Raw genomic sequence first — 25,302 nt, 5'->3', positions numbered from 1 at the left:
GGAGGAACACGTGATGGCACAAATCAAAACAGTTGGTTTCATTGGAATTGGTGTTATGGGACGCAGTATGGCAGGACATTTAATGGACGCAGGCTATGAAGTTCTTGTCTATACAAGAACGAAGACGAAAGCAGACACATTGATTCAAAAGGGCGCTTCATGGAAGTCGACAGTGAAGGAAATTGCAGAAAGTGCGGATGCTGTTATCACGATGGTCGGGTACCCATCAGATGTGGAAGATATCTATTTAGGAGAAGAAGGGCTCGTGGCACACGCTTCTCCTGGTACTTACCTCATTGATATGACCACATCGAAGCCTCAGCTAGCAAAAGAAATTGAAATGAAAGCGAAGGAAAGAGGTCTATTTGCGTTAGACGCGCCAGTATCAGGTGGTGATGTTGGAGCAAAAAATGGAACGCTGGCCATTATGATTGGCGGAGAAAGATCAGCCTATGAAGCTTGTCTGCCTCTATTTGAGCAAATGGGTGAGAATATTCAATACCAAGGACCGGCAGGAAGCGGCCAGCATACAAAAATGTGTAACCAAATTGCCATTGCAGCAGGCATGGTGGGTGTTGCAGAGGCAATGGCCTATGCTGAAAAATCAGGTCTTGATCCAGAGCAGGTGCTAAGTAGCATCACAACAGGAGCGGCAGGAAGCTGGTCCTTGTCAAACCTTGCGCCAAGAATGCTAAAAGGTGATTTCGAGCCAGGATTTTATGTGAAGCATTTTATCAAGGACATGGGCATTGCACTTGAAGAAGCAGAGTTGATGGGAGAAGAAATGCCGGGCCTCTCACTTGCGAAATCACTTTATGAAAAGCTTAGCGAACAGGGCGAAGAAAACAGTGGAACGCAGAGTATTTATAAGTTATGGGTAAAATAAAAAAATCTGTCCCAGCTCGGGACAGATTCAGCGTGTAGACAAACCTTCGCATTCTTTGTCAGTCCTGCGTTCCGGTGCTCACGAATGTCCAATTCGCTCCGCTCCGGTACTCGTCCTTCCTAGACTTCAAGGGCTTTCTATCACGCTGAAAATAAGACAAAGGGCTAAAATCAAGATCATTTTAGCCCTTTGTCAACAATTATTATTTTCCGATGAATTGCTGCGTCCAGTAGTTGCCAGATTTCACATAACCAACACCGATATGTGTATAGTTTTTGTTTAAAATGTTCGCTCTGTGGCCTTCACTGTTCATCCATGCTGTCACAACTTCTTGAGGGGATTTTTGACCTTGGGCAATGTTTTCACCTGCTGATTTGTAAGTGATACCGAATTGCTTCATTTGATCAAATGGAGATCCATAAGTTGGGCTTGTATGAGAGAAATAGTTTTTATCTTTCATATCTTGAGATTTTGCGCGAGCAGATTTGCTTAATTTAGAATCAACAGAAAGCGCCTTTAATCCTTGTTTTGCACGCTCTTTATTTGTAAGCTCTACCACTTCTTTTTCAAATGCATTTAAGCTGCTGTCTGCTTTCGTTGCAGTGGTGTCTTTTTGGTCAGCTTTTGTATTGCTGTTGTTGTTTGTGTTTTCTTTTGCTGGAGTGCTTGGTTTAGAAGCAGTTGGTTTTTTCACTGAATCTTGTTTTTGTTCATTTTTCGCTTTGTTTACTTCTTTCACCACTTTTGTTCCAGTAACAGGTTGACCGCTTTTGATCAGCTTGTTTAATAGAGCTTCGATCTCTTTTTGATCCTGCTTGCTTAGCTTGTTTACATCTGAAGAGATATGTAATTTTGCCGCTAATGTATGAAGATCAATGGCTTGATGCTGTACGTGTATGACTTGTTTCAGGTTAAGCTCCTTCGCATCAGCTGAATGTCCTCCAGTGAACGTGATGAGTGCAGCAGCTGTTAGCGCTGAAAAAAAGAATGATTTCTTCTTCATATTGTAACTCCTCCTAAAATCTTTGTTTTGTTTTCTCACAGAAAATCATAACATGGACTTTTTGTTATAAACGTTCCAGCATCCTCCATTGACAGGCGCCTGTTTGTCATTTTTGTTAAAGTCATCGAAAGAGCCTCTTCATATCAAAGAATAGGAAATTCTTCCATTTAAACAAAACGACATAAACATACCAATATTTTAAAGTGTTAGTATATTTTTTTTCAGAATAGGGATTGACAGCTTTTTTTCACTTGTTTCGCTGTAACAACTATTACAAAAGTGTTACAATAATGAGTGATAATTGTAAAAGATTGAAAGGATGAGAGGAGCTACATAAGTGGGAGAGAAACAGCATCAAGGTGCTGCCGAGCAGAAAAAAATGAAGCGCCGGAACGCCTGGAGAATTAATCTCTTTTTCTTCGCTGTATTTAGTTTATTTGCTGTACTTGTGATCAAGCTAGGTGTGCTGCAAATCGTCAATGGTGAGGATTATAAAAAGCAAGCAAACCGAACAGAGGTCAAAACAGCATCATACCCGTCTCCAAGAGGAAAAATGTATGACGCGAGAGGAAGAGTCGTCGTTGATAACGAAAGTGTACCTGCTATCGTTTATACATCAGAAAGCGGTGTGAAAGCGGAGGATAAGATTAAGGTAGCAAGAAAACTTGCGACTTATATAAAAATGGATACAGATTTTTTGAGAGAGCGAGACATTCGAGATTTCTGGTTGGCGAGCCACCCGAAAGAAGCCGATAAGCTCATTTCAAAAGCGGAAAAAAAGGATATTGATGCAAAAGATGTTTATCCGCTTCAAGTAGAGCGTGTGCCAAAAAAAGAAGTAAAGGCTATTAAAAACGATGCAACCGAAAAAGCAGTGGCAGCGATCTACCGAAGATTTACAGGCGGCTATGCCTTTGAGCCTCAAATTGTGAAAGCAATGGACCCAAATGAAGAGAAAAAAGGGGACGAAAAGGTTGCTTTACTCGATGAAACAAAGGAATCAAAACAGACATCATCAGTGAGTTTGACATACGAAGAAATTTCACTCGTGTCAGAGCATCTGGATGAACTGCCTGGTGTGAATGTCATCAATGACTGGACAAGAAAATATCCGTATGAAAAGACCCTCTATAATGTACTTGGCGGTGTCACCACACCAGAGCAAGGAATCATGAAAGAGCGTGAAGATTACTATATGGCAAGAGGCTACTCGCGAAATGACCGGGTAGGAAAGAGCTATTTAGAATATCAATACGAGGATTTTTTGAATCCAGAGAAAGCGACCGTTCAATATACACAGGTTGGCGGTAAGCTCCTCGATGAAATTAAGCGGACAGAGGGGCGAAGAGGACTTGATCTTGCGCTGACGTTTGATATGGAGCTGCAAAAGGAAGTCGACAAGATCGTCGAATCAGAGCTTAGGTCGGCTAGCGCAAGAAACTATATGATGGACCGGGCATTTGTTGTGATGATGGACCCTAACACAGGGGACATTCTCGCCATGTCAGGCAAGAAAATGGACGGCAGAGATGTCACAGATTATGCGATCGGGACATTTACAACCCAGTACGAAATGGGATCTGTCGTCAAAGGAGCCACAGTACTATCTGGCTATCAGGATGGGATGTCACACAATCAATCTTATATGGATACACCGCTCTACTTTGCAGGGAGTGGGGGAAAGGCGAAGAAGTCTTACAGCAATCTTGGGTGGGTCAATGACCTTCGGGCGCTTCAAAAAAGCTCGAACGTCTATATGTTTCATGTAGCGATGAGAATGGCAGGTATCACCTACCAAAAGAATGGCCCATTACCAGCAAGACCTGAGCACTTACAAAAAATGAGAAACTACTATGCGCAATTCGGCCTTGGCGTGAAAACAGGAATCGACCTGCCGCAGGAATCAAGCGGAATGCAGACGCATCCTAAGACGGTCGGCGGGCTCTTACTTGATGAAGCAATTGGGCAGTATGACACGTATACACCGCTTCAAGTTGCACAATACATGTCGACAATCGCCAATGGAGGCAACCGTGTTCAGCCAAGAGTGGTGAAAAGTGTTCACCTTCCAACGAATAAGGAAGAAGTAGGCCCGGTGGTGAAAAAATATGAGCCGAAGGTGCTAAACACGATTAACAATTCGAAGGCAGATATTGACCGCGTCAAAATGGGACTGAAAATGGTCACATCCGCTGGCGGGACTGCCGCTGGCCGGTTCGGTCAGCATGATGTAGCAGGAAAAACAGGCACAGCCCAAACCTTTTACTATGGTGCCAACCGCAGCTGGTGGGGAAATGCCACGTACAATTTAACCTTTGGAGGATATTATCCTTCCTCTAATCCAAAGGTGGCCTTTAGTGTCGTGACACCCTATGTCTCAGATAAGGACCCTGTCATTAAAACCATCCCAAGTAAAATTGTGGATAAGTACGTTGAATTACAAAAGAAATATGAAAAGCAATAAACAGCAGAGAGCACAGCAAGAGAATGTGCTCTTTTTTGCTGAAAATATGGACGTTTCCCTCGATGACGGAAGGAAAATACGGGTTTTCTAGCGAATCTTTTTTATACATCAATCTAAGGACAACCCTAAAAAATGAAAAGGAGGGTCGGACGACGATGGAACAAAAAATGAAAGATTCGAATCAGCTGTATTCGAATATTGATTTACATGCCGTTCTTTCTTCTAATGGCCGCTTTCTCTACATTTCTTCCAACTGTAGGCAGCTATTGCTCTATGAACAAAAAGATTTACTAGGGTGTTTTTTGAAAGACTTTGTTCATACTGAAGATCAATTTCTCGTCGAAAGTTATTTCTACAATCAGCACATGCTAGAGACTTGCCACTTTAGACTGCTTAGAAGTGATCTGACAGCTGTTTGGGTCGAAGCAAGCATTGATTTTGTTGCTTGTGATGGGTTAGACAACGAATTAGGTAGAGAAATGATCCTGAAATTGAGGGTGCTGGACTCTGAGCCAAAAAAAGCCGCATTTCAAACAACATCAGAAGTGTCAGAACAGTCGTTAGGCAGTCTGCCGGCTTTCCAAAATGTCAGTGAAGCTGAAAAATTGATTGCTGTGCTGCCAAATCCGTTATGTATTACGATAGTAGGCAAAATTGTTTATGCGAACGATGCGATGCTGCAATTAATGGGGGTATGCTCAAGAGATGACATGATCGGCAAGTCCGCATTTGATTTTATTGCCGAGGAATACCACGACATTGTCAGAAGCCGAATTACAAGGCTGCAGCAAGGTCTTCCAGTCGGAATGATTGAGCAAATATGGAAAAGGAAAGATGGGAGCAGCATTCACATTGAAGTAAAGTCATCGCCTACGATCTATCAAAATCAGCGGGCAGAGCTTTTGCTACTAGTGGACATCTCATCTCGCAAAAAATTCCAAACCGTCCTTCAAAAAAGCCGAGAGCGGTATCAGCTGCTTATCCAAAATTCAATTGATACGATTGCGGTCATCCATGATCATAAATGGGTGTTTATGAATGAATCGGGCATTAAATTATTTGAAGCTGAGCATTACGATAAATTAATAGGTAAGGATATCTTTCATCAAATTCATTCTTGTGATCAGCAAAAAGTGAAAAAGAGCTTATCGCGTATTATTGAAAGAGCATCAGATTCTGAGATTGTGACGATGAGCTGCCATACGTTTAAGCACAAGCTGATTTATACTGAAATGGTATGTATCCCAACCACATTTTTTGGAGAAACAGCCGTTCAAATTATTTTAAGAGATATATCGGAACGAAAGCAGACCGAAGAGCTCATGCTGCGCTCTGAAAAATTATCGATTGCCGGCCAATTGGCAGCGGGCATTGCACATGAAATAAGGAATCCATTGACCGCCATTAAAGGCTTTTTGCAGCTCATTAAACCGAAAACAAAAGATCGTGATCAATATTTTGATATTGTTTTCTCTGAGCTGAGCCGGATTGAAATTATATTAAGTGAGCTGTTAATGCTGGCAAAACCGCAGCAAACAGCATCGATGCAGACGCTTGATTTGAAAAAAATCATTAGCGAAGTTACGGCTTTGTTAGAAACACAGGCTAACTTAAATGGGATTTTGATGAATACAAGTGAGATTGAGGAGGATCTCCTGATGAACGGGGATCAAAATCAGCTCAAACAGGTGTTTATCAATTTAATCAAAAATGCTGTAGAATCCATGCCGGACGGAGGAAAGGTAGACATTACGGCCAAAGCAGAAAGAGATGGGATTCTTGTCACCATTAGAGACGAAGGAGTCGGCATTCCTGAATCAGTCATGAAACGAATAGGGGAACCCTTTTTAACCACAAAAGAAAAAGGCACTGGACTCGGCCTCATGGTGACATTTAATATTTTAGAAAATCATAACGGGACGATCAGTGTCGATAGTCAGCCTGAGAAGGGTACCGTGTTTCACATCATGTTTCCTTCAAAATAAAAACAACGGCAAGAGAGCCGTTGTTTCATCCGTCTGTGGAAGGGATTGAACGTTTTTCAAGTACAAATTGTTCTAGACGGTCAAGTCCTTCTTTGAGCGTTTCAAGTGAATAGGCATAGGAAAGGCGCACATACCCTTCGCCGAGGGGAGAGAAAGCAGAGCCAGGTACGACAGCAAGTCTTGTACTTTCTAACAGCTCCATGCAAAAATCAAATGAACTCATTCCAAACGATTCAATGGAAGGAAAAATATAAAATGCGCCAGAAGGTTTAATGACCGGAAGCCCCATAGAAATGAGCCGATCATATACATAATCGAGCCTCTTCTTATATTGCTCTCTCATGATGAGTGCATCATCCACACCATTTGTCACAGCTTCAAGTGCCGCCTTTTGTGAGACAGCCGAGGCACAAGACACGTTATATTGATGTACTTTTAATACATGTTTAGCTATTGGAGCGGAAGCAAATAAAAAGCCAATTCTCCATCCGGTCATGCTATGAGATTTTGACAGTCCATTGATCACAATCGTCTGTTCCTTTAGGAAAGAGGCAATTGAATGATGCGGACGATCGAATGTCAGCTCACTATAAATTTCGTCGGATAAAATAAAGATGTCCTTTCCTTCAAGCAGAAGGGCAATTTCTTTCAATTCTTCTTCTGAAAGTGTGACTCCTGTTGGGTTTGAAGGGTAAGGAAGGACAACACATTTTGTCTTTTCCGTTAATGCATCCTCAATCAGCTTGGCATTTAATTTAAAACCGGCATTCGTTGTGTCGATATGGACGGGCGTCCCGCCGCACATTCGAATGATCGGTTCATAGCCAGGATAAACAGGTCCGGGTAAAATGACCTCATCACCCTCGGTCAGAATGGTTCGAAACGCAGCATCAATTGCTTGACTTGCACCTGTTGTGACAATGATTTCTGACTCTGCATCATAATCAAGATGGACTTTCTTCTTGATGTAACGCTGGATCGCTTGTCTTAGCTCTAGGAAACCAGCATTATGAGTATAAGAGGTAAAATTCTCGTCAATGGCTGTTTTGGCAGCTGTTTTGACATGATGCGGCGTATAAAAATCTGGCTGACCTATCGTCAATGAAACGACATCCTCATATGACGATACGAGATTTGAAAATGTTCGAATGCCTGAAATTTCAATACCCTTAACTCTTGGATTCAGCAAATGCTCCATTTCTCATCACCTTAAAAAATTTATGTTTTATCCTATTTTACCATTCACTGCATAAATGTCACCTGCGGAAGGGCACTGGATATCGTTATATGTAGTCTATTCTCCTATCCATCACAGCATGAGTGATATTATTGAAGAAAGAGCAACATTTATTATAGCGTAACCTGCTCGGAAAATACAGGCTGTGATGAAGATGATTAGAAAACGTCAAAACTGCGTAAAATGAAAGAACGTGAGAATCAAGTCATGAAAATGGTCAAAACAGACATACGATCTCCTGAAGGAGGAGGACGATAGATGGAACAATCAGCGAAGACATCGAAAATAGCGTTTCTATCCGTCATGAGTAACACATTTGTTGTGATCCTAAAAATCATTGTGGGGCTGTTAACTGGATCTGTTGCTGTTTTATCAGAAGCCATACATTCCTTTCTCGATTTAATGGCATCTTTTATTGCATTTATCTCTGTTCGTATTTCAAGAAAGCCAGCAGATTCAAAACATCCTTATGGTCATGGAAAAGTCGAAAATATTTCTGGAACGATCGAGACCCTGTTGATCTTTGTTGCTGGCATTTGGATTATATATGAATGTGTTCACAAATTAATGCATCCAGAGCCTGTCAAGCTACCTGTGCTTGGCATTGTGGTCATGCTAATAGGCGCACTCATCAATTTTATTGTATCGAGGGTTGTGAACAAAGAGGCAGAGAGGGTACATTCTGTTGCCATGAAATCGAATGCGCTACATCTTTTAACCGATGTGTATACTTCATTAGGGGTGGCATTCAGTTTATTGCTTGTTGCATTAACAGATTGGTATTTCCTTGATCCGATTATTGGGATGGTTTTAGCCCTCTTTATTATGCGAGAAGCCTTTAAACTCATGAAGGAAGCCTTTCCACCACTTGTAGATGCCCGGTTAACACCGGAGGAAGAACAATCAATTGAAGCGATCATTCAAGCATTCAGCCAAGAATTTATTGAATATCATGACTTTCGAACAAGACGGTCTGGTGCAGAGGAATATATTGATTTTCATTTGATTGTGGACGGGAAAACAACCATTGAAGATGTTCACCAATTATGTGATCGAATCGAAGAGAGGATTCAGCATGCCTTTCCGCATGCGCAAATCTTTATTCATGTAGAACCTGAAAGTGAAAGAAGTGTACAAACGTAAAAAAGGCGATCAACCTTTTCCTAAGGGTTGTATCGCCTTTTTTCGATTCGTCTATGAAATGAAATCAATATCCATAAGCAGTATCGTAATCCTCATACCAAGAGATATAAGCTGTGTCATCATTTAATAAACCATGTTTCATGTCTAAAAAATCAGCTTCGCAAATATCTTCAATCACAGTCATTTCGTTGTTCTTTAATAGTACGACAGTTCCCATCATGAACACCTTTCTTTAAAAAATCCTTGACTATTGTACCATGTGAAGCGCGATTGTCAACAGAAGAATGAGAACAAGACGAAAATATCACAAAATGTTAAAAAATCAGGAGGTGAAAGAACTAGAAATACCATGATTTTCACAAATTTTCAGTATTTATTCACATAAATCGATCTTGAAACACTGATCTAAAATATATGTAAAAGTGTAAAGTTCCATTGATCTTGCTATATTCATAAGATATAATAACGAATGATTATAAGAAATTTATAGAAAACATACATAATAAAGGAGAAATAGGATGGAAACAAACATAACAGAACCACACATTCAGGAAAAGAAGCATCCTGAACTAGCAGGCGTTGGCTATCGTTTTCTTGCTCATCTTTTGGATGGTGTCATTATCGGTGTACCGTATGCCTTCATTATGTTTATTTTAGGAACACTTTTTTTTGTCTCAAGCCCAGAGGCAGCATTGATGCTAGAGGACGACAGCTATTACTATTCCACAACCGTCATGACGGATGAAGAGTGGGCTGTCATGATGGGACTTATCTTTTTCTATATAGGAGCGATCTTGATCGGTATCGTGGTGACATGGCTTTATTACGCCATCATGGAATCATCAAAGCTGCAAGGAACGCTTGGCAAGATGGCTCTTGGGATCAAAGTGACAAAAGTAACGGGCGAAAAAGTAACCTTTGGACGAGCAACAGGCCGCTTTTTTGCAAAAGGCTTTTTATCTCCAATCTTATATATTGGCTACATCATTGCCTTTTTCACAGAGAAAAAACAAGCACTTCACGATTTGATTGCAAGTACCATTGTTGTGAAGAAATAATGAAAAAAAGCACCTCTGCTATATCGGAAGAGGTGCTTTTTGCATAGATCGCTTGTATGGAAGAGGGAAACAGCACATAAAATAGAATGATAGTGAAAATTCAGGCAGGGAAGGGAGATAATCTATTGAAAAGAGGAAAAAAGACCGTTCAGAAAAAAGGGGCAGGCTTCGGGCTGTTTTTGACAGCACCAGTTTTGGCCTGGGCACTCTATGATTTTGCAAATACGATATTTTCATCAAATATGATCACCATTTTCTTCCCGTTTTATTTGCAGGAAACGATTGGTGACAGCGCGAGAATGGACCAGATCGCCAGTACCTTTATTTCTTATGCGAACGCACTCGCTAGCTTTTTCCTCGTGATTTTTACGCCTTTATACGGTGTGCTGATCGATCGTACAGGGAAAAAGAAGCGGTACATCACGGTGTTTACCCTGATTTGTATTATCTGTACGTTTTTGATGGGAATCTTTGCTGGGACTGAATTCTCAAGCGAATGGTTTGGTCTGCCTGTCTCCTTATTAGTAGTGGTTACCTTGTTTGTCATCGCAAAATTTTTCTATCACTCTAGTCTTGTTTTTTATGACACCATGCTGCCCGATCTTGGGACAAAGGAAGAAATTCCTCTGATTTCTGGATTCGGTATTGCAGTTGGCTACTTAGGTACACTTGTCGGCCTTTCTGTATATTTACTTGTCGGCAATGACCAGTTTCATGAAGCCTTTATCCCAACAGCTCTTTTATTCTTTCTCTTTTTTCTCCCCTTTCTCTTTTTTGTAAAAGATCCTCATCCGCTGCCGCAGCAAGTGAAAAAGTCGTCTTTTTTTAGCGGATATAAAGAGATTATTCGCACGTTTAAAGAGATGAAGCAATACAAGCCAGCTTTTATCTTCATGATCGCTTTCTTTTTTATGAATGACGCCTTACAAACGGCGATTGCGATGATGGCTGTTTATGCCAAAATTATCATTGGCTTTACCGCCGGACAATTTATTTTGCTTTATCTTGTGTCGACCATTTCAAGTATCATTGGGTCCTTTCTATTTGGCTATATCACAAAAGCGATAGGAGCAAAGCGCTCGATAACAGTCGTCTATGTCATTTTAATTGTTGCGCTGATTCTAGCTGTGACAGCTTCAGCAGAATGGGTCTTCTGGGTAGCAGGTAGCTTATTCGGCATTTCACTTGGCGCAAGCTGGGGGGCATCACGCATATTGATTATTGAGCTGACACCGAAGGAAAAGCGAGGACAATTTTTTGGTCTTTTTGCATTTTCAGGGAAGGTGTCTTCAATTGTCGGACCCATCATTTATGGCTCAGTCACACTGATGTTTGCAGAGCACGGAAATCTCGCAAGCCGTCTTGCACTAGGGTCATTACTGATCCTTGCAGCGATAGGACTTGTGATTCATCAATTCGTACGAGAGAAAGCGTAAAGAAACGTCAACTTTTTACCCATGCTGCCGATATAAAAAGTACAATCTTATATTGAAGAATAGAGGGATTTCCGTGGCTTTAAACAAACAAGAAATTTTACTTGACTCTGGTACAAATGAATTGGAAATTGTGAAGTTTGAAATTGGTTCAAATCAATTCGGCATTAACGTAATGAAAGTAAGAGAAATCATTCAGCCAGTTGAGGTGACGGTGGTACCGCACTCTCACCAAGACGTAGAAGGTATGATTAGTTTACGAGGCGAGATTTTACCAGTCATCAATCTATTTTCCTTTTTTAATGTCGAGTCAGATCAGTCCGAACAAGAGAAATATATCGTGACTGAATTCAACCAACGGAAATTTGTGTTCCATACAGGAACGGTGTCACAAATTCACCGCGTCAGCTGGGAAGAGATTGAAAAGCCAACTGCACTCAATCAAGGAATGGACCGGCATTTAACAGGCATTATTAAGCTTGATGGAAAGATGATTTTCCTTCCAGATTACGAAAAAATCATTTATGATATTGAATCTGCTTCTGGAGTAGAGACGTATCATATGTTTGACGGTGAGAAGGATGAGAGAAGAACAGGGAAGAAGCTATATGTTGTGGAAGATTCTCCGCTGCTCATGCGTTTATTAACAAATGAATTAACTGAAGCAGGCTATAAAAACATTGTGACCTTTGAAGATGGCAAACAAGCATATGACCACGTCATGGACCTTGTTAGCAAAGGAATCAGTGTAACAGAAGAAATTGATATGATCATTACAGATATCGAAATGCCAAAAATGGATGGTCATCGATTAACAAAACTGTTAAAAGAAAACCCTTTAACGAGCTCCATTCCAATTCTGATCTTCTCTTCGCTCATCACTGAAGACTTGAGGCATAAAGGGGAAACAATTGGTGCTGATGATCAAATTAGTAAACCAGAAATTCATCAGCTTATTGAAAAGGTTGATCACTTTATTATTTAACGAAAAAACCACTCGGCATGAGTGGTTTTTTTCTGTTTAAAAATAACTTTCCCCGAGTCGTTTGAAGACGGGTTTTGTGTAATGTGATTTTTGTTTTGTGGCGGCAGGTTTTTCTTTTAAACCAACATACGTTTGAAGGATTTGTTTTGCTCGGTTTAATGGCATATTCGCCTTCGGATTGCGATATGATTGATTTAAATTTCCTAAGTGTGGCAAAAATTCGAAGTCTTCTTTTGTTGGTGGCAGGTGAAAATAATAATCTCCAATTTCAATCAGCACGTCGGACTGTTGTTGACTATATTTTGGATTATTAGAGAAATGTAGGCCCACTTTTCTTCCTTTACCTTCTTGCAAGAGTTTTTGCAGCGCACGTTTTTTCAAAAGATAAAGAAACTTGGGATTTGGTGCGGTTTTAGCATGGCGGTTAACAGTATAAATGGCTTTTGCGATATTTTTTGCTGTAGGTTCTATGTCTTTAGTATGAGCATAATCGTCCATTTTTTCTCTCCTTTGTCTTTCGTCTTCCTGTGCTTAATATAAATTATACGATTTTATTAGTAAATTGCAAATAGAGTTATTGTAAAAAGTAATAGGACGCGAACGCCTTTTATTGAAAATAGCCATTCCTGATGATGTTGAAACGTGGTTGAACGTCTTATCAAACACACTACCATCCATCCGCCTTCGTGTTTCATCTAGCTGTTGAATGCGACTCTTTTCATTTTCTATATGCTAAAGGTGTCGTATTAGAGCGTATGTCTATTTATTGTTTGTCACCATATTCGGAACGATAATCGCTTTTTGGTTGGTTTTACATAAAAAGTTTGCAATATTTATCCCCTAAAGAGTCAAGTTTAATTGGAAGTGTCGAGCCTCTTGTAGCAGTCGTAGTCACTTTGTTCTCGTTAAAAGAGCCATTTCAATGGATGGGTACAGCTTGTATAGTATATATGATTTTATTCATGGCACTATATCAGCTAAACAAATAAGCGTTCATAGCAGGAATAAAAGAGAGATCCAATGTTGGCCTTGAGGTAATTTTTTTGGGGGGATAAGAACTGATGGAAATGAAATATATATAAAGTGAACTATTAGAGCTAGATAACTACCTATTTAAATAAATGGGTAGTTTCTCAATTTGTCTTTATTTCCTATGTTGAATCCTATAATTACGTTTGAAACCTTAACCATATGCCTGATAACAGAGTCGAACATATGGCTTGAAAAAATGGACTATTTTGTATGACTAGAATAAGCGCAATAAAAACAGCCATTAAAATCAGTTTCATTTGTCATTTGTTTGGCTTCTTCAATAGCACTTTCACCATTCATATGTAGACCAATTAATGTACGACTTGTAGCATCACCTAAAAATGCACAATCTTCTGTATGTACCACATACTGTCCATGATCATTTTTTGAATGAATGAAATAATAACTTTTTAGCATACCCCTCACCTCCAACCTGACCATCCTACTATAAAACTTCCAATCATGTAAAGGATTTTTATTAAAATTGTTACCATTTTATACATATTCCTGTAAAAAATAAAGAGTGATGAATGATATGTTATATAATGGATATGAGAGGTCTTAGCTCAATAAGATGCATATGATAAAAGAAAGGAATGTGTAGATTGAAGGACATTTTGACTCCTTTATTCATCGCTTTGGTCGTTGGAGGGATTGTGTATGTAGTAGACGATCAGCCAATCCACCCTTTACTTCTTTTCCTCATGTTATTTATTAGCATTTATGTAGTCGAAAGAATCGTTGATTTTGCTTCAAATCGGTTCAATCAACAGAAAAATTAAAATTCCTTAGACACAAAGACATTTAAGCGATCAAAAAAGGACTTTCTTTTGAGAAAGTCCTTTTAAATGCTCATTTATTGAACTCCTTGGCCTTTTAATTCACGCTGCACATCTAAGTCGGCAGCTTCTCTGCTGAACTTTGGCAGTGTAATGAAGTAAAAAAGGAAGACGAGTAAAATTATAAAGCCCATTCCGTAATAAATATAAGAAACATTTGTGATAAGCTTTGGAAATAGTACGGCAATCAAACCTAATGTCAACGATTGGGCAAACATGGTGAGCGGATCAACCCACCCTGACACACGTCCCATCAGACGAGGGTGGACGATTCTCGGCAACCAGCCGCCGATGACGATGTTGACTGGACCAATGCATGTACCAATGACAAATGATGTGACATAAAATAACCATAATGTATGGGTAGAACCAAGTACAAATATAAGAATGCCTGCAATCAGAATTGGAATCGACATCAGATATTGCATCTTTACTCTTTTAGCGAGGACAGAGCCCATTATGCTTCCAACAAGAAGCCCTGCACCGATTGCGATTGTAAAGAAAGATGTGTGCAATTCAAAATGATCTGGTGAAAGACCATATTTCATTGTAAACATTGGAAGGACTGCAAATGCGCCATTGACAAGACCGAAAACGAAGAAGCCAAAAATTAAGGAAGCCAGTAATTTATTTTTTAAAATATAAATAATGCCTTCTTTAAAATCCTTAAGAGACGTTTTAATGGTCATACTTTTCCAGCCTGCTTGTCCATTTGGCTGACGCGCTTCCATTGGAATGTTACATGACCGAATCAGGATGCCGGAAATAATAAAGCTGATCAAATCGATCGTAATGGCACCATGAAGCCCAATGGTTTTATACATAATGGCACCGATTCCAACTCCAAATACCATAAATAAACTAAATAGCATTTGATTTAAGCCGGCGGCTTTTGCATATTGATCTTTATTTAAAATCGCCTGTACGAGAGATGCTTCAGCTGGATAGAAGAACTTCGTAATGGCACTTCGTATAAACAAGATCAAGAAAATAAGTGGAAGTGAATTAAAATAAATGACGATAAATAAAACAATCGTCAGCCCAGCTCGTATCCAATCACAATTCTCTGCGACTTTTTTACGATCAAAACGGTCTGCGACCACACCAACCATAAAAAAGACAAAGATCGTAGGGAGTGAATACATGAGCTCTGCCAATGTGGCGTAGGCCGGCTGATGACTAAAATGGTCGAGCAAATAAAAGGCAAACGCCATATTGCCTACTGTTGTCCCCATTTGCGAGGCAAGTGCTGCAAAAAAGAGACGAACAAAATTTCTGTTTTTAAAAATATCCATAAATACGCTCCTTAACCTGAAGATCCCACTTTATATCATATAAAATTTTAACGATTCATACAATTGATATCTCTTACTGGCTAATTGTCACAGGGGTTCCGTTTGGAACGAGTGAAGCAAGTTCGATGACATCCTGATTGTACATACGAATGCACCCTCTAGAAACAGCTTTACCAATTGAAGACGGGTTATTCGTACCGTGAATGCCGTAATGAATTTTCGAAAGGCTCAGCCAATAGGCACCAAAGGGACCTCCTGGGTTTGGCTGTCTGTTCACAACATAATAAGAACCTGTCGGGGTCATATTCAATATTTTTCCTGTTGCAATCGGGTACGAGCGAATGAGCTGTGATCCAGAAAACAAAACAAGACGTTTCGTTGAAATCGACACAGACATGCGGTAAGGAATTGTGCTAGGATCCGGCAAACCAGGAATCATGATGACCTCATTTTGTTCAGGTTCGCGGGCTCGAAGTGACGGATTTGCAGTCTTTAAGGCATCTGTCGTTGTTCGGAAATCAAGCGCTATAGAAGCAAGTGTTTCTCCACTTTTTACCGTATACGGTAGCATCAAAGGACACTCCTTTTGCTAAAATAAAAGAAGCCATGATGCCCGTCACTAGATATACTATATGGACGGAATCAGGCCAAGTAAGGTTTCTCCTAACATTTGTCATGAGAAATACTTAGATTATACATATGCAAAAGAGGGCGGTTTGGCTTCTGTTTACACACGAGAGGTCAAGGTGAAAAAGGTTAATTCAGGCTTGGCTAAAAATCGAAGCGGCAGTCTTGTTGTCCCGAGTCCACGGTTGACATAGATGCGGCGCTGATAGCTGCCGTATAAACCTTCTACATATGTATGGCCGTAAGGTGCTGTGAGAATTGGTCCATAAAAAGGAAGCTGTACTTGGCCGCCATGCGTATGTCCAGATAGTTGCAAGTTAATGGGCACTTCGTTCAGCTCTAGTGCAGCATCAGGCTCATGTACGAGCAGTAACGTAAATAAATCAGTGGATACTTCCCGTTTGATAAGGTCATAATCGGGTATGCTCATCATGAGGTCATCCAGAGCAGCAATCTGAATGTGCGCGCCTTCTTTTTCTAATAGAAATACATCATTTTTACATAATGTAAATCCACAAGCTTCCATTGTTTTCTCATAAAGCTCTACGCCAAATGGCCCGTAGTCATGATTTCCGCATATTGAAAGCTTACCAAACGGAGCATGCAGCTTCGTCAAATAAGCTTTGGCTTTTTCATGTTCATCAACCGATGCTTGAAAATCAACAAGATCACCTGTGAACACAATGAGGTCTGGAGACTCAGCATTGATTTGCCGGACGACGCCTTCTAGTTCCTTCGCAGGAAATGTATCACTTAAATGAACATCGCTAAATTGGGCTATTTTAAACTGGTCAAATGAAGCTGGAAGCTGAGCATCCCGAATGGTCAATGACACAGCATCGATCATGCGCGGTTCGATGTACCTGGCATATCCGTATCCACATGTTGTAGCCAAAAAGCTGAGAATACTAGCACCAGCTGCTCCTTTTAAAAACTGTCTGCGGGAAAGTTTCTTCATATAAGACTCCTTTAAAAATAAAATTAAGTATAGCATGATATTTGTTAAATCTCCCATATGGTGCATAGAGGGGAAATCATGGTATGATAGAAAAATAATGAATGAATAGTCATTCAAAATGTACAAAGGGGGAGAACAAATGACGAAACAAACAGTGATTGTCACAGGAGGATCAAGCGGAATGGGGAAGGCGATGGCTGCCCATTTGGCACTCGGAGGCTGGAATGTTGTGATTACTGGTAGAACAGAAGAAACGTTGGAAAAGACCGCAAGTGAAATCAAGCAGGAAGGCGGATCGGTTGCTTACTTCCAAATGGATGTGCGAAACCCAGAGGATGCCGATCAAATGGTAAAGTTTGCGGTAGATACATTTGGCGATGTGGATGCGCTCATCAACAACGCGGCGGGGAACTTTTTGGTCCCGGCAGAAAAGCTGTCTCCAAACGGCTGGAAAGCGGTCATTGATATTGTGTTAAATGGTACATTTTTTTGCAGTCATGCAGTGGGCAATTACTGGATTCGTCAAAAGAAAAGAGGAAGTATGATCAACATGGTTGCCACATATGCATGGGGAGCTGGTGTTGGTGTCGCCCATTCAGCAGCAGCAAAGGCAGGCGTTCTATCTCTTACTCGAACGCTTGCAGTAGAATGGGGAAGGCAATATCGAATTCGCGTGAATGCCATCGCACCAGGACCCATTGAGAGAACAGGCGGGGCTGATAAACTATGGGAATCTGAAGAGGCAGCGCAAAGAACTTTAGATAGTGTCCCTCTTGGCAGACTGGGCACACCAGAGGAAATTGCAGAGCTTGCGGCCTTTCTATTATCTGAACATGCGTCTTATATTAATGGAGATTGTATCACGATGGATGGGGGGCAATGGCTCAACCAATCACCATTTTGAATGACCGTGTAAGACCTGCTTTTGATGTGGTATAATCACACAAAGAGAGAAGCAGGTGGTGATGAAAATGGTCGATCCATTGGATATTTTAACGAATATTGAAGATGTTTTCCCGCACTATCAAGCAATATTCAGTGCGGAAGAGCAAAAAGTGATAGGCTATGAAATTCTAGGAAGAATGAAGCTTGAGTCGGAAACGGTTAGCCTAGGCTCCTTCTTTACGGATTCATCTATTCCTGACGAATATAAATTGGAAGTAGATCAAAAAGTACTTAGTCAAGCACTTGATCTCTTCACAACAGCTGATGAAGATTTGCTTATTTTTATTAATCATGATGCCAATATCCTTATGCTTGATCATGGCGAAAGCTTTTTAGAGCTTTTAAAGGAATATGAAGCAAAAGGCATTCAGCTTAACCGGTTTGTCATTGAATTTACTGAACATACGTTTAGCGGCGACATTGAACAGCTTTACCATACGTTAACGTATTATCGTACATATGGTATTAAAATCGCTGTATCGAATATAGGAAAAGAAAGCAGTAACCTTGACCGGATTGCCCTGCTTTCACCCGATCTATTAAAGATAGATTTACAGGCATTAAGGGCATCATCGCCTTCCCCTTCCTATGAGTATGTCTTGTACAGCATTTCATTGCTTGCGAGAAAAATAGGGGCGGCCTTAATTTATGAGGACATTGAAGCAAATTTTCAGCTCCAGTATGCATGGAGAAATGGCGGGAGATACTTTCAAGGGTTCTATCTGCATGAGCCAACGGCGGAATTAATCGACCGCAACAAACGAAAGGATCAGCTGAGAGAAGAATTTCAACAATTTATTGCCCATGAAAAAAAGAAACTTCAAGCTGTTTACGAACATTCTGAAACATTTTATAAGCGAATTCACCAAGCTGTCACGACCTTAAAAAAATCATGTAGCACAAATGATGAACTCATACAAAAACTAGCACTCGACCTAACAGATTGTAGCTTTCGGATTTATATGTGTAATGAGGAAGGCTTTCAAATCACCGGAAATGTATTTAAAAAAGAAAAAGAATGGCTGTTTCAGCCGGAGTATATAGAGAAAAATTGGAGCTGGCGTCCTTATTTCCTGGCGAATATTCTTCAAATGAGAATTAGCGGGAAGGGATTCTTCAGCGATATTTACAGTGATTTAGAAACGGGTGAGAGGATACGAACGTTTTCCTATCCTTTAGAGGAGGACGTGTATTTGTTTATTGATCTACCGTATGCCTATCTATATGAGCAAGATGGATTAATTTAAAAGCAGCCGCGCTGGCTGTTTTTTTTTATAAAAAAGAAATAAAAAATAGTTGACAATGAAACTGATAATCATTATCATTTAGTTATAGAGAGAAGCTACTCTCTGTTCCCCAACCCCTCTATCAGATCAAGATCCAAAAAACTTGGCGCTACCCCCGCCAAGTTTTTTTTGTGCTTCAATCTTTTCCTTTATGCATAGGACAGCCCAAATTCTCCATACATCTTAAGTGATGATAGTTAGACGGTAGGAGGGGAACATCATGATTAAACGTGATAAGCGGCTGCTGATTGAATTGCCAAGACCAGATCACCCAGATGCAAATGGGGCCGCAGCTGTGCAAGAATTACTTGGCGGGAAATTTGGTGAAATGTCCACATTAAATAATTACATGTTTCAATCCTTTAATTTTAGAGGGAAACGAAAACTCAAACCGTTTTATGACCTCGTATCAAGTATTACAGCTGAAGAATTCGGTCATGTAGAGCTTGTGACAACGGCTGTGAATCTTATGATTACGGGGACCACCCATGGCGGAGATCCAGATACGACACCGATGAAAGCGGCTGTTGATAAACGAAACACACAGCATTTTATTCAAACGGCACAAACAGGCTACCCATTTGATTCAATGGCAAAACCTTGGACAGGAGAGAATGTGTTCTCAAGTGGTAACCTGATCCTTGATCTTCTTCATAATTTCTTCCTTGAATGCGGAGCTCGTACGCATAAAATGCGTGTATATGAAATGACGGATCACCCTACAGCAAGAGAGATGATTGGATATTTACTTGTAAGGGGCGGTGTGCATGTTGTGGCATATGCAAAAGCGCTTGAGGTAGCCACAGGAGTAGATATCGGGAAGATGCTGCCAATTCCAAACCTCGACAACAAATACTTTGACTCTGCTAGAAAATTTGAAGATCAAAACATTCATACAAAGCTTTACACATTTAGTGACACGGATTACAAGGATATCAATAAAATTTGGAAAGGTAGCCATCCGATTGATGGGAAGCCGCTGACAGTCATTGAGGGCACCCCGCAAGGTGCACCTGTACCAGATTATAGAGAATTACCGGAAGAGTTCGCCCCAGGTATTTCAAAAGAGGATTTTGACGAAATTGCCAAGCGGCTCATGAGATCAGCCGGTTTATAAAAAACATCTTGTATGAGAAGAGAAAAAAGACTCAAAATAAAAAAACAGATTCTTTTTCTTTTTTTGAATTCAAGAGGAAAAATATCATCTGAGAACACTTTATGGTATGATGCTTTGTAGGACTTGTGTATAATCAATACGGGTTCATCTTGAGTTGTTTTTTTGAAAGGAGTCTTTTTTTAGAATGTCACAATTAATGGGTATCATTACAAGGCTGCAAAGTCTTCAAGAGACAGCAGAAGCTGCAAACGAGCCGGCACAGCGTTATTTCGAAGTGAACGGTGAGAAAATCTGTAGTGTTAAGTATTTCGAAAAGAATCAAACGTTTGAATTGACTGTTTTTCAACAAGGGGATAAGCCAAACACTTTCCCATTTGACAACATTGATATGATTTCGATTGAAATTTTTGAACTTCTACAATCCTAAGCTGAATCGTATGAAATGTTTTTTCTGAGAATTCCTTCGTGTATTGCAGTAATATACACTTGTCATCATAGGTGATGTACAAATGGAAGATGATCAATCAGCGCATTTTTCGGATAAGAGACCATTAAAAAGGAGTTCCTTTCTGTGAGTGATTCTTTTTTCTACAATCTTTCTGAAGAGCATTTAGCGTTTTCTGATGTCGTCATGAGAATGAAAGACTTTATTCGAAAAGACCCTAGATCCGTCTATGTGTTATCAATTGGTACGGACTCTCAGGTCAATCAGAATGTCACAAAATTTATGACTGCCATTCATCTTCACCGGATTGGCAAAGGAGCTTGGGGCTGTCTCACACAACAAGTGATCAACAGGCCTGTGCAAAGTCTTAGAGAAAAAATTTCATTAGAGACAGCGTTTAGCCAAAAGGTATGTGCAGACATACTAGAGGGGCCTTTAACAGAACTGATGGATTTGCTTCTTCCGTTTGCTGAGGAAGGGGCAGACCTCCGTTTTGAAGCTCATCTAGATATTGGCAAAAAAGGAAGTACGAAAGAGCTGATCCAGGAAATGACCGGAATGATCACAGCTATGGGAATTGAAGCAAAAATAAAACCCGACTCATATGCAGCATTTTGCTATGCTAATCGATACACAAAATAAATTCCGTCATTTTTCTCCAAACCTTGTCGAAACGTGCGGTTGACGATTCGATTCTAGTTCCTTATTCTAGCTGTATAGAGAGGAAGCAGACATTCAAAAGCCTGCTAATCAATATAAAAGCATATATGAAACAGGGGGCCTGATGTTGAATGAGCGTCATCGAAAATCGTTTTAATGAAGAAGAGAAAAAGCTATTATTAAACGTATTGCTGAATCAGGAATATGCTGTCGAATTACTAAGCAGTGAGATCAATGATATAGAATGTGGGACAAAAAATGTCGACGACAATACGTATAAGCAATTGATCACATTGTATGACAGAGTAAGGTTTGAGAATTAATATTGGTTTAACATTCTATTAGATACTCGGGGGCTGAGTATCTTTTTTATGCAGAAAAAATCTTTCGACAAATTTCGTTTTAGTTTATGCTTAATCGTAAAGGGGAATGTATGATTGATGATTGAGAGAAAAGGGGTCGAAGAAACATGATAGAGATAGAACCGACTCAATTACTTGAGTCAACAGTAGCAGAGCATATGATTGATGCAGATAAAGTGGCACATGTTCAAATTGGAAATAATCTTGAGCATGCCCTATTGGTTCTGACAAAAACTGGATATACAGCCATACCAGTATTAGATGCTTCCTACCACCTACACGGGTTGATTGGAACGAATATGATCATGGATAAAATCTTTGGTTTAGAACGAATTGAATTCGAGAAACTGGACCAGTTAAAGGTAGAAGAGGTCATGTTAACAGATATTCCAAGACTCAAAACGACTGATCCTGTGCTAAAAGGCGTTCATGCTGTGACGAATAATGGATTTGTTTGTGTAGAAAATGAGGAGCAAGTATTTGAAGGAATTTTTACTAGGCGTGTTGTATTAAAGCGCTTAAATGAGGTCATTCATTCCGCGAAAAAATGAGCTGTAGCCCAGCTTATTTTTTTTGCCTTCATAAGTTAAAATTTATATAATGATCATAAGGAATAAGAAAAACTTATAGAGGGAAAGGGGACGCCCATGCAGCTTCAAGAGTTACATATGCTTGTTGTGCTAAGTGAAGAATTGAATATGAGAAAGGCTTCGGAGCGGCTCTTTGTCTCTCAGCCTGCTCTATCTCAAAGGTTGCAAACGATCGAAAAGGAATGGGGAACTAAAATTTTTTTTCGTTCACAAAAAGGGCTGACAGTGACTTCAGCAGGTGAACAGATTATCCAGTTTGCAAAAGAGGTCACGACGGAGCAAGATCGAGTGAGAGAGAGAATCGATGAACTCGAAGGAGAAATTCATGGCACACTCAAGCTTGCCGTTGCGTCTATTATTGGACAACACTGGCTGCCTAAGGTGTTAAAGCGGTATGTTGAAAAATATCCGAATGCCAAAGTTTCCCTCGTCACCGGATGGAGTAGTGAGATGCTCAAAAGCTTGTATGAAGACCATGTGCACATTGGCATCATTCGCGGAAACCCTGATTGGAAGGGGACAAAGGAATATTTGATGACAGATCATTTATATTTAGTTGATTCCGTGATCAAGGACGTGGATGAGTTAATCGAGACAGAACGCCCATTTATTCAATTTAAAAGCGACAGCACCTATTATCAGGAAATTCAGCACTGGTGGCACCAAAAATTTAAAGTGTCCCCAAAGCAGACGATTCTTGTGGACCAGATTGAGACATGTAAACAAATGGCTTATCATGGGATCGGCTATGCCATTTTGCCGTCTGTTACCTTATATGACCACGAAAAAAGTGTTCATAAAACCCCGCTCGTCGATGTAAATGGAGAGCAAATTGGACGTGACACATGGCTTCTAGGCTATGAAGCGTCTTTTCAGTTAAAACAGGTTCAAGCATTTGTCGGTGTGGTGAAAGAAATGCTTGAAAGTGATGCTGTGTAAGTACCTTCTTAAAATAGGAGGTGCTTTTTTTATGAAATCATTTGACAATGAAAATCATTATCATTTAAAGTGTACATATAATAATTGAAAATGATTATCATTTAGATGAGGTGACCAATAGATGAAAGCACTAATTGCATTTGCAAGTATGTCTGGCAATACGGAAGATATGGCAGCGATCTTAAAACAAACGCTTGAAGGAAAAGGGATAGATACAGAGATGCTGGAATTTGATGATACGAACGCAGAGGACCTTTCCTCATACGATTACGTATTCATTGGTTCTTATACATGGGGTGATGGAGATTTGCCTTATGAAGCAGAGGATTTTTATGAAGAGGTCTCTACGCTTGAGCTTAGTGACATCAAAGCAGCTGTGTTTGGATCTGGCGATTACAGCTATCCGAAGTTTTGCGAGGCTGTCCATACATTCCATGACATGCTGAAATCAACCGGTGCATCCGTTTTTCCTGAAACATTGAAAATGGAGCTTGCCCCAGATACAGATGAAGATGTGGCGTGCTGTCAGGAATTTGCCACCAGCTTTTTAACATGGGCCTCTTTGTCTGAGAAACGAGTTGAAAATCATGTTTCATAAAGGAGCGACAGCCGTTGCTGCTTCTAAAAGTGGCGGATACTTTGTCGCTGTAAAACGGGAAGGTATTTTTCACTATAGTGTTGAAAGCGGGTGGCAGCAGCTGTTTAAGCTTAAGCATAAAATTCATGCCATCAGCTATATTGGGCCTTATTTATTTGGAGTTGGTGAAAATGGAACAGTGATCAGGTCAGGAGATGAGGGCAATACGTGGGCGCTATCATCATTTCCAACAAATGCAGTCGTTTGGTCTATTACAGGACGCAAAGATGGATTTGTGTGTGCCCATGGAAAGCACAGTATCTATGTGTCAACTGATTTCGGAATTTCCTGGGAAATTATGAAGCCATTTGCGCATGTGAATCAGCCTCCTGTCATTCGCTCTTTATGTGCTGCAGGAGACCACCTTTATATCGGTACACAAATTCATGAGGTTCATGGAGGAATATGGGTGTATGACTTACAAAGTGAACAGGCTTTTCTACTAAACAGAGAAGAGCACCGAATGACAGCTTCTATGCTGCTCTGTCAGGAACATCTTCTTGTTTGTGCATTAGGCTCAAAAAAAGGCAAAAAAGGGTCTGTTCAAATCTTAGATTTACAGACAAATATCCTTCATGATATTCAATCGCAGGCCTTCGCTAGAGAAGAATCGTTTTTGGATGTGTCAGAGGATAATGGCATTGTGTATGTGACCACCTCACAAGATGAACACGGATTTTCTAAAGTGTATCAGCTTGATATAGAGCAAAAAGAGCTTAAATGGTTTGATACGATCAAGGGACACGGTTTTCGTGTAGCCAATCAAAACGAAAATTTTTTCTGCGCGGGTTTGTATGAAAGTAAGTTTGTCAGACCTTATGAGGAGCCTGCGCTGATTCATTAATAAGGAGGAAGAAAAGTGACTGAAAAGGTTTTATTGGTATATGCCACGATGTCTGGGAATACAGAAGCCATGGCAGATTTAATTGAAAAAGGATTAAAGGATGCAGGAGCTAGCGTGGACCGGCATGAAGCGATGGATATTGATGCCGAGCTGCTCAATGATTACTCGCATATTATGTTAGGTGCGTATACATGGGGAGATGGTGATCTTCCAGATGATTTTATTGATTTATATGAAGAAATGGAAGAGCTTGATCTAACGGGGAAAGCATTTGCTGTTTTCGGTTCTGGAGATACATCTTATGAGCATTTTTGTGGAGCTGTTGACTTGATTGAAGAAAAAGTGAAGGAGCTCGGGGGTGACATTGTCCTGCCATCAATTAAAATTGAGCTGAATCCAGAAGGAGACGAAGAAGAGGAATTGATTTCTTTTGGCAAGCAATTTGTTCATCTTCACCAGCAAGAAGCGGGATAATCGGACCCGCTTGTTTTATTTGCCAATGGGAAGACAATGGTTTCACTTGTCATTAAAA

27 protein-coding genes and 1 pseudogene are annotated in these 25,302 nt (G+C 40.2%); 20 read left to right on the top strand and 8 right to left on the bottom strand.

Annotation, left to right across the window (positions count from 1 at the left end; translation table 11 throughout):
- Positions 1-13 precede the first annotated feature (13 nt).
- The gene (locus IEE86_RS07485) at positions 14-886 is read left to right on the top strand and encodes an NAD(P)-dependent oxidoreductase (protein WP_191096643.1); all 873 of its coding nucleotides are present in this window, start codon (positions 14-16) and stop codon (positions 884-886) included.
- Positions 887-1,088: 202 nt separating this feature from the next.
- Here the strand turns inward: IEE86_RS07485 and IEE86_RS07480 are convergent, their stop codons facing one another.
- Positions 1,089-1,889: a CAP domain-containing protein gene (locus IEE86_RS07480; protein WP_191096642.1), complete on the bottom strand. Its 801-nt coding sequence runs from the start codon at positions 1,887-1,889 to the stop codon at positions 1,089-1,091.
- A gap of 337 nt (positions 1,890-2,226) precedes the next feature.
- Here IEE86_RS07480 and IEE86_RS07475 point away from each other — a divergent pair, with 337 nt between their 5' ends.
- The gene (locus IEE86_RS07475; RefSeq protein ID WP_191096641.1) at positions 2,227-4,353 is read left to right on the top strand and encodes a peptidoglycan D,D-transpeptidase FtsI family protein; all 2,127 of its coding nucleotides are present in this window, start codon (positions 2,227-2,229) and stop codon (positions 4,351-4,353) included.
- A 155-nt stretch (positions 4,354-4,508) separates the two neighbouring features.
- The gene (locus tag IEE86_RS07470; protein WP_191096640.1) at positions 4,509-6,338 is read left to right on the top strand and encodes a PAS domain-containing sensor histidine kinase; all 1,830 of its coding nucleotides are present in this window, start codon (positions 4,509-4,511) and stop codon (positions 6,336-6,338) included.
- Between the two features lie 25 nt (positions 6,339-6,363).
- Here IEE86_RS07470 and IEE86_RS07465 read toward each other — a convergent pair whose 3' ends face one another.
- Positions 6,364-7,536, bottom strand: a complete 1,173-nt coding sequence (locus IEE86_RS07465) for an aminotransferase A (RefSeq protein ID WP_191096639.1) — start codon at positions 7,534-7,536, stop codon at positions 6,364-6,366.
- 297 nt (positions 7,537-7,833) lie between these two features.
- Between IEE86_RS07465 and IEE86_RS07460 the strand changes: the two genes are divergently transcribed.
- Entirely contained in the window at positions 7,834-8,718 is an 885-nt protein-coding gene (locus IEE86_RS07460; RefSeq protein WP_191096638.1) for a cation diffusion facilitator family transporter, read from the top strand.
- A 64-nt stretch (positions 8,719-8,782) separates the two neighbouring features.
- On the opposite strand, the gene IEE86_RS07455 is transcribed toward IEE86_RS07460, so the two are convergent.
- Positions 8,783-8,935: a hypothetical protein gene (locus IEE86_RS07455; RefSeq protein ID WP_191096637.1), complete on the bottom strand. Its 153-nt coding sequence runs from the start codon at positions 8,933-8,935 to the stop codon at positions 8,783-8,785.
- 301 nt (positions 8,936-9,236) lie between these two features.
- Between IEE86_RS07455 and IEE86_RS07450 the strand changes: the two genes are divergently transcribed.
- From IEE86_RS07450 to IEE86_RS07440, 3 genes are all read left to right on the top strand, one after another.
- Entirely contained in the window at positions 9,237-9,776 is a 540-nt protein-coding gene (locus IEE86_RS07450) for an RDD family protein (RefSeq protein ID WP_191096636.1), read from the top strand.
- A gap of 125 nt (positions 9,777-9,901) precedes the next feature.
- Positions 9,902-11,212 (top strand): MFS transporter, encoded by a 1,311-nt coding sequence (locus IEE86_RS07445; RefSeq protein WP_191096635.1) that lies wholly within the window; start codon positions 9,902-9,904, stop codon positions 11,210-11,212.
- A gap of 73 nt (positions 11,213-11,285) precedes the next feature.
- A complete protein-coding gene (locus tag IEE86_RS07440; protein ID WP_191096634.1) occupies positions 11,286-12,194 on the top strand; it encodes a chemotaxis protein in 909 nt (302 codons plus the stop codon).
- 36 nt (positions 12,195-12,230) lie between these two features.
- Here the strand turns inward: IEE86_RS07440 and IEE86_RS07435 are convergent, their stop codons facing one another.
- Positions 12,231-12,692, bottom strand: a complete 462-nt coding sequence (locus tag IEE86_RS07435) for a YkyB family protein (RefSeq protein ID WP_191096633.1) — start codon at positions 12,690-12,692, stop codon at positions 12,231-12,233.
- A gap of 253 nt (positions 12,693-12,945) precedes the next feature.
- Between IEE86_RS07435 and IEE86_RS07430 the strand changes: the two are divergent.
- Positions 12,946-13,183 (top strand): annotated as a pseudogene (locus IEE86_RS07430) (EamA family transporter); the annotation flags it as partial.
- A 244-nt stretch (positions 13,184-13,427) separates the two neighbouring features.
- On the opposite strand, the gene IEE86_RS07425 reads toward IEE86_RS07430, so the two are convergent.
- Complete coding sequence (locus IEE86_RS07425) at positions 13,428-13,643, bottom strand: hypothetical protein (RefSeq protein ID WP_191096632.1); 216 nt, start codon at positions 13,641-13,643, stop codon at positions 13,428-13,430.
- 188 nt (positions 13,644-13,831) lie between these two features.
- Here IEE86_RS07425 and IEE86_RS07420 point away from each other — a divergent pair, with 188 nt between their 5' ends.
- Positions 13,832-14,008, top strand: coding sequence for a hypothetical protein (locus IEE86_RS07420; RefSeq protein ID WP_191096631.1), 177 nt, complete (start codon positions 13,832-13,834; stop codon positions 14,006-14,008).
- Between the two features lie 74 nt (positions 14,009-14,082).
- On the opposite strand, the gene IEE86_RS07415 is transcribed toward IEE86_RS07420, so the two are convergent.
- The 3 genes from IEE86_RS07415 to IEE86_RS07405 all read right to left on the bottom strand — a co-directional run bounded on the left by IEE86_RS07415 (position 14,083) and on the right by IEE86_RS07405 (position 16,945).
- Complete coding sequence (locus IEE86_RS07415; protein ID WP_191096630.1) at positions 14,083-15,360, bottom strand: MFS transporter; 1,278 nt, start codon at positions 15,358-15,360, stop codon at positions 14,083-14,085.
- 73 nt (positions 15,361-15,433) lie between these two features.
- Entirely contained in the window at positions 15,434-15,931 is a 498-nt protein-coding gene (locus IEE86_RS07410) for a L,D-transpeptidase family protein (protein WP_191096629.1), read from the bottom strand.
- 156 nt (positions 15,932-16,087) lie between these two features.
- Positions 16,088-16,945 carry a metallophosphoesterase gene (locus IEE86_RS07405; protein WP_191096628.1) on the bottom strand — a complete coding sequence of 286 codons (858 nt, stop codon included), beginning with the start codon at positions 16,943-16,945 and terminating at the stop codon, positions 16,088-16,090.
- 139 nt (positions 16,946-17,084) lie between these two features.
- Here IEE86_RS07405 and fadH point away from each other — a divergent pair, with 139 nt between their 5' ends.
- The 11 genes from fadH to IEE86_RS07350 all read left to right on the top strand — a co-directional run bounded on the left by fadH (position 17,085) and on the right by IEE86_RS07350 (position 25,244).
- Positions 17,085-17,849, top strand: coding sequence for a 2,4-dienoyl-CoA reductase (fadH, locus tag IEE86_RS07400; protein ID WP_191096627.1), 765 nt, complete (start codon positions 17,085-17,087; stop codon positions 17,847-17,849).
- Positions 17,850-17,916: 67 nt separating this feature from the next.
- Entirely contained in the window at positions 17,917-19,137 is a 1,221-nt protein-coding gene (locus IEE86_RS07395; protein ID WP_191096626.1) for an EAL domain-containing protein, read from the top strand.
- Between the two features lie 259 nt (positions 19,138-19,396).
- Positions 19,397-20,293 carry a manganese catalase family protein gene (locus tag IEE86_RS07390; RefSeq protein ID WP_191096625.1) on the top strand — a complete coding sequence of 299 codons (897 nt, stop codon included), beginning with the start codon at positions 19,397-19,399 and terminating at the stop codon, positions 20,291-20,293.
- A gap of 184 nt (positions 20,294-20,477) precedes the next feature.
- A complete protein-coding gene (locus IEE86_RS07385) occupies positions 20,478-20,720 on the top strand; it encodes a YkuJ family protein (RefSeq protein WP_003212254.1) in 243 nt (80 codons plus the stop codon).
- A 144-nt stretch (positions 20,721-20,864) separates the two neighbouring features.
- On the top strand, positions 20,865-21,380 hold the full coding sequence (locus tag IEE86_RS07380) for a ribonuclease H-like YkuK family protein (protein WP_191096624.1): 516 nt from the start codon (positions 20,865-20,867) through the stop codon (positions 21,378-21,380).
- A 149-nt stretch (positions 21,381-21,529) separates the two neighbouring features.
- Positions 21,530-21,721 carry an antirepressor AbbA gene (abbA, locus tag IEE86_RS07375; RefSeq protein WP_003210802.1) on the top strand — a complete coding sequence of 64 codons (192 nt, stop codon included), beginning with the start codon at positions 21,530-21,532 and terminating at the stop codon, positions 21,719-21,721.
- 146 nt (positions 21,722-21,867) lie between these two features.
- Positions 21,868-22,311: a cyclic-di-AMP-binding protein CbpB gene (gene cbpB / locus IEE86_RS07370; protein ID WP_034281593.1), complete on the top strand. Its 444-nt coding sequence runs from the start codon at positions 21,868-21,870 to the stop codon at positions 22,309-22,311.
- A 96-nt stretch (positions 22,312-22,407) separates the two neighbouring features.
- Complete coding sequence (locus IEE86_RS07365; protein WP_099728658.1) at positions 22,408-23,289, top strand: LysR family transcriptional regulator; 882 nt, start codon at positions 22,408-22,410, stop codon at positions 23,287-23,289.
- 121 nt (positions 23,290-23,410) lie between these two features.
- Entirely contained in the window at positions 23,411-23,887 is a 477-nt protein-coding gene (locus IEE86_RS07360) for a flavodoxin (protein WP_191096623.1), read from the top strand.
- Complete coding sequence (locus tag IEE86_RS07355) at positions 23,877-24,770, top strand: WD40/YVTN/BNR-like repeat-containing protein (RefSeq protein WP_191096622.1); 894 nt, start codon at positions 23,877-23,879, stop codon at positions 24,768-24,770. Before IEE86_RS07360 ends, IEE86_RS07355 begins: the two co-directional genes overlap by 11 nt.
- Before the next feature lie 15 nt (positions 24,771-24,785).
- Positions 24,786-25,244, top strand: coding sequence for a flavodoxin (locus IEE86_RS07350; RefSeq protein WP_191096621.1), 459 nt, complete (start codon positions 24,786-24,788; stop codon positions 25,242-25,244).
- Positions 25,245-25,302 lie beyond the last annotated feature (58 nt).

This window comes from Bacillus crepusculi (assembly GCF_014764715.1).
In the GTDB taxonomy this organism is placed as follows: domain Bacteria; phylum Bacillota; class Bacilli; order Bacillales; family Bacillaceae; genus Bacillus.
This window is presented reverse-complemented; position numbering and strand designations above follow the sequence as displayed.

Coding starts and splice junctions, on each gene's coding strand:
- IEE86_RS07465 (WP_191096639.1), bottom strand. CDS start 7,536: ATGGAGCATTTGCTGAATCCAAGAGTTAAGGGTATTGAAATTTCAGGC.
- IEE86_RS07425 (WP_191096632.1), bottom strand. CDS start 13,643: ATGCTAAAAAGTTATTATTTCATTCATTCAAAAAATGATCATGGACAG.
- IEE86_RS07460 (WP_191096638.1), top strand. CDS start 7,834: ATGGAACAATCAGCGAAGACATCGAAAATAGCGTTTCTATCCGTCATG.
- fadH (WP_191096627.1), top strand. CDS start 17,085: ATGACGAAACAAACAGTGATTGTCACAGGAGGATCAAGCGGAATGGGG.
- IEE86_RS07385 (WP_003212254.1), top strand. CDS start 20,478: ATGTCACAATTAATGGGTATCATTACAAGGCTGCAAAGTCTTCAAGAG.
- IEE86_RS07450 (WP_191096636.1), top strand. CDS start 9,237: ATGGAAACAAACATAACAGAACCACACATTCAGGAAAAGAAGCATCCT.
- IEE86_RS07480 (WP_191096642.1), bottom strand. CDS start 1,889: ATGAAGAAGAAATCATTCTTTTTTTCAGCGCTAACAGCTGCTGCACTC.
- IEE86_RS07470 (WP_191096640.1), top strand. CDS start 4,509: ATGGAACAAAAAATGAAAGATTCGAATCAGCTGTATTCGAATATTGAT.
- IEE86_RS07455 (WP_191096637.1), bottom strand. CDS start 8,935: ATGGGAACTGTCGTACTATTAAAGAACAACGAAATGACTGTGATTGAA.
- IEE86_RS07390 (WP_191096625.1), top strand. CDS start 19,397: ATGATTAAACGTGATAAGCGGCTGCTGATTGAATTGCCAAGACCAGAT.
- IEE86_RS07395 (WP_191096626.1), top strand. CDS start 17,917: ATGGTCGATCCATTGGATATTTTAACGAATATTGAAGATGTTTTCCCG.
- IEE86_RS07355 (WP_191096622.1), top strand. CDS start 23,877: ATGTTTCATAAAGGAGCGACAGCCGTTGCTGCTTCTAAAAGTGGCGGA.
- cbpB (WP_034281593.1), top strand. CDS start 21,868: ATGATAGAGATAGAACCGACTCAATTACTTGAGTCAACAGTAGCAGAG.
- IEE86_RS07405 (WP_191096628.1), bottom strand. CDS start 16,945: ATGAAGAAACTTTCCCGCAGACAGTTTTTAAAAGGAGCAGCTGGTGCT.
- IEE86_RS07410 (WP_191096629.1), bottom strand. CDS start 15,931: ATGCTACCGTATACGGTAAAAAGTGGAGAAACACTTGCTTCTATAGCG.
- IEE86_RS07365 (WP_099728658.1), top strand. CDS start 22,408: ATGCAGCTTCAAGAGTTACATATGCTTGTTGTGCTAAGTGAAGAATTG.
- IEE86_RS07485 (WP_191096643.1), top strand. CDS start 14: ATGGCACAAATCAAAACAGTTGGTTTCATTGGAATTGGTGTTATGGGA.
- IEE86_RS07415 (WP_191096630.1), bottom strand. CDS start 15,360: ATGGATATTTTTAAAAACAGAAATTTTGTTCGTCTCTTTTTTGCAGCA.
- IEE86_RS07360 (WP_191096623.1), top strand. CDS start 23,411: ATGAAAGCACTAATTGCATTTGCAAGTATGTCTGGCAATACGGAAGAT.
- abbA (WP_003210802.1), top strand. CDS start 21,530: ATGAGCGTCATCGAAAATCGTTTTAATGAAGAAGAGAAAAAGCTATTA.
- IEE86_RS07435 (WP_191096633.1), bottom strand. CDS start 12,692: ATGGACGATTATGCTCATACTAAAGACATAGAACCTACAGCAAAAAAT.